Annotated in this window: 3 protein-coding genes; all 3 read left to right on the top strand. The window is 60.1% G+C overall.

Features of this window, described 5'->3' with window-relative positions:
* Nucleotides 1-321: 321 nt before the first annotated feature.
* The 3 genes from P1S46_12100 to kdsB all read left to right on the top strand — a co-directional run bounded on the left by P1S46_12100 (nt 322) and on the right by kdsB (nt 2669).
* Entirely contained in the window at nt 322-864 is a 543-nt protein-coding gene (locus P1S46_12100) for an isoprenylcysteine carboxylmethyltransferase family protein (GenBank protein MDF1537212.1), read from the top strand.
* Between the two features lie 63 nt (nt 865-927).
* Nucleotides 928-1929, top strand: a complete 1002-nt coding sequence (rfaE1, locus tag P1S46_12095; GenBank protein ID MDF1537211.1) for a D-glycero-beta-D-manno-heptose-7-phosphate kinase — start codon at nt 928-930, stop codon at nt 1927-1929.
* 8 nt (nt 1930-1937) lie between these two features.
* Nucleotides 1938-2669 (top strand): 3-deoxy-manno-octulosonate cytidylyltransferase, encoded by a 732-nt coding sequence (gene kdsB, locus P1S46_12090; GenBank protein MDF1537210.1) that lies wholly within the window; start codon nt 1938-1940, stop codon nt 2667-2669.
* Nucleotides 2670-2828: the final 159 nt, after the last annotated feature.

Below are 2828 nucleotides of genomic sequence, written 5' to 3'. Positions count from 1 at the left end.
CGGAGGATCCGGATCGTGTCCATGGCGTAATCACGCCGGTGGCGTGACTGAAAAGAGGCGGGTTACGTGTTCCTGAGGGGGAACTATACCCGAAATCCGTCGAAAACGCCCATTTGGTCGGGGCAGTACGGTTAACAGGTAACGTAGGGCGGCAAATTCAGCAGTGACATTGCCCCATACGCAAAAACACCCCCCTCAACGCGCCGACCGGAGGCCAGACAAAACCAATCTCGGATTTCGGGGGATTCCGGGTTCTTGTAGAAGGCGATGATGTAAGTTATAGTTCCGGATTGATTAAATGCTGATGGAAGAGGCTCGTCCTTGGAAATATACAAAACCGCTAAAAAATACCGCACCAGGCTTTCTGCTGTCATGGCCGTGCTGTTCCTGGTCCTGGCCCGGCCGACAGCTTCGACCCTCCTTTGGGGGCTGATCCTCATCGCCGCGGGCCAGACCATCCGTATCTGGTCTTCGGGCTATATTCACAAGAACGAGGTCCTCACGGTGACCGGGCCATACAGCCTGAGCCGCAACCCCCTTTACGTGGGCAGTTTCCTCATGGGTATGGGGTTCGTGGTGTGCATGGGGGTGCCCTGGCTTGCGATGGCTTTCCTGCTGTTTTTCGCGGGTGTTTACTGGTTTACCATCAGGTGGGAGGAGGACAAGCTCGAAAGATTCTTCTCCGAACAGTGGGACCGTTACCGTTCCCGGGTCCCCAGGTTCTTCCCCCTTCTAAGGTGGCCGGGATACCGCCGGGGACCGTTTGACTTGTCCCAGGTCGTCAGGAACAAGGAGATGCTCAACGCCACGGTCGTCGCGACGGTTTACGGGGTCCTCTGGATCAAGGCCCTGACGATGAATTGATGGCCATATAAAAAGTCCATCAAGCAGGATGCATGCACAGCGTGCATCCTGCTAGGAGTGAAAATGAAAACATTTCTGGAAAAGGGGACGGAACTTCTCGCCCGGCTCGAGGGTAAAAAAGTCCTCGTGATCGGCGACCTCATGATCGACGAGTACATCTGGGGCGGGGTGACGAGAATATCGCCCGAGGCGCCGGTCCCCATCGTCGGGGTCACCAGTGAGACCCTGCGGCCGGGAGGGGCGGCCAACGTCGCGAGCAACATCTTTTCCCTCAAGGGGAAAGTGGAGCTCTGCGGCGTGCTGGGTGACGACCAGATGGGGCGGTGGCTCAAGGGCGAAATGGGGAAAAAGGGTACCGGAACGCGGGGGATCATTTCCGTGCCGGGCCGGCCCACCACCGTCAAGACGAGGGTGATCGCCCATAACCAGCAGGTCGTGAGGGTCGACAAGGAGGTGACTTATCCCCTGGATCAGAAGGACGAAAATCTGCTCCTCGCTTCCGCAGGATCGTTCCTGCCCCAGTGCGGCTGCGTGGTTATCAGCGACTACGCCAAGGGGGTCATCACTCCCACCCTTGTCAGGCAGTTGGTTGCCATAGCCGGAAAGGCAGGCGTACCGGTGGCCGTGGACCCCAAGGTCCAGCACTTTTCCACCTATCGGGGCGTATCGGTCCTCACGCCAAACCTCCTGGAAGCCGCGGCGGGGGCCGGGATGGTCATCGACAGCATGGACGCCCTCGTGGAGGCAGGTCGACGGATCGTGGAAAAGCTCGGGTGCGCTCATCTCCTTATCACGCGCGGGGACCAGGGGATGACGCTTTTTTCAGGAATGGACGAAGTCACCCACATCCCGGCGTTGGGCCGTCATGTCTTCGACGTGACCGGGGCCGGGGATACCGTTATCTCCACTTTGTCCCTGGCAATGGCGGCAGGGCTCCCCATGGCCGACGGCGCTTACCTTTCAAACGTCGCGGCAGGGATCGTCGTGGGCGAGGTCGGCACCGTGGCCGTTACCGTTGAGCAGATGCAGGCCCGTTTCAGGGAGATCGGGGACTCGAGCCGTTGACGGACTTAATGAAGGCCGTGGTGGTCATACCTGCGAGGTACGGCTCGACGCGGTTCCCGGGAAAGCCCCTGGCCGACCTGGACGGGAAGCCCCTCATCGAGCACGTCTACCGGAGAGCCTGCCTGGCCGATGTCGAGGATGTCATCGTGGCGACGGATGACAGGCGGATCGAGGAAGCGGTCCTTGGTTTCGGCGGCAGGTGCGTCATGACCGGCAGCAGTCACCGGAGCGGTTCGGATCGCCTGGGAGAGGTGGCCCGTGGTCTGGACGCCGGGATCATCGTCAACGTCCAGGGTGACGAGCCTCTCATCGACCCGGAGGTCATCGATGCCGTCATCGCTCCCCTGCGGGGTGCTGCTCCTCCAGACATCGCCACGGTGGCAGTCCCGATCAACGACAACGATCATTACGGGGACAGGCATGTGGTGAAGGTGGTGACGGACTCGGAAGGGACGGCCCTGTACTTTTCCAGGTCCCCCATCCCCCACGGCTGGAAACCGGGAGAAGGCGCCGCCCTGAGGCACGTGGGTATCTACGCTTACACAAAAGAGTCGCTTCTGCGTTTCGTGACTCTTTCGCCGGGGAAACTTGAGGTCCTGGAGGACCTCGAGCAGCTCCGTGCCCTGGAGAACGGGATGAGGATCGCGGTCGTTACAAGGGAAGGGTTTACCGGCATCGGCGTGGACCGGCCGGAGGACCTGGAGAGGGTCCTGAAGATAATGCTCGAAGAGACTTTTTGACATGTTTCGGCCGAGCGGCGCAAAGGCAAGTTTTTCACCACGGAGACACGGAGAAAGGCGGAGAAAACCTGGATCCAGGTGGAGCACAGGCATGTGCCGCTACAGCTCGAAAGTGCGTTCACCACAGAGGTCACAGAGAGCACAGAGGAAGGCGCTAAC

This window comes from bacterium, assembly GCA_029210545.1.
Lineage (GTDB): Bacteria > BMS3Abin14 > BMS3Abin14 > BMS3Abin14 > BMS3Abin14 > JARGFV01.
Note: the sequence above shows the minus strand (reverse complement) of the source record. Positions and strands in the feature narration are given on the sequence as shown.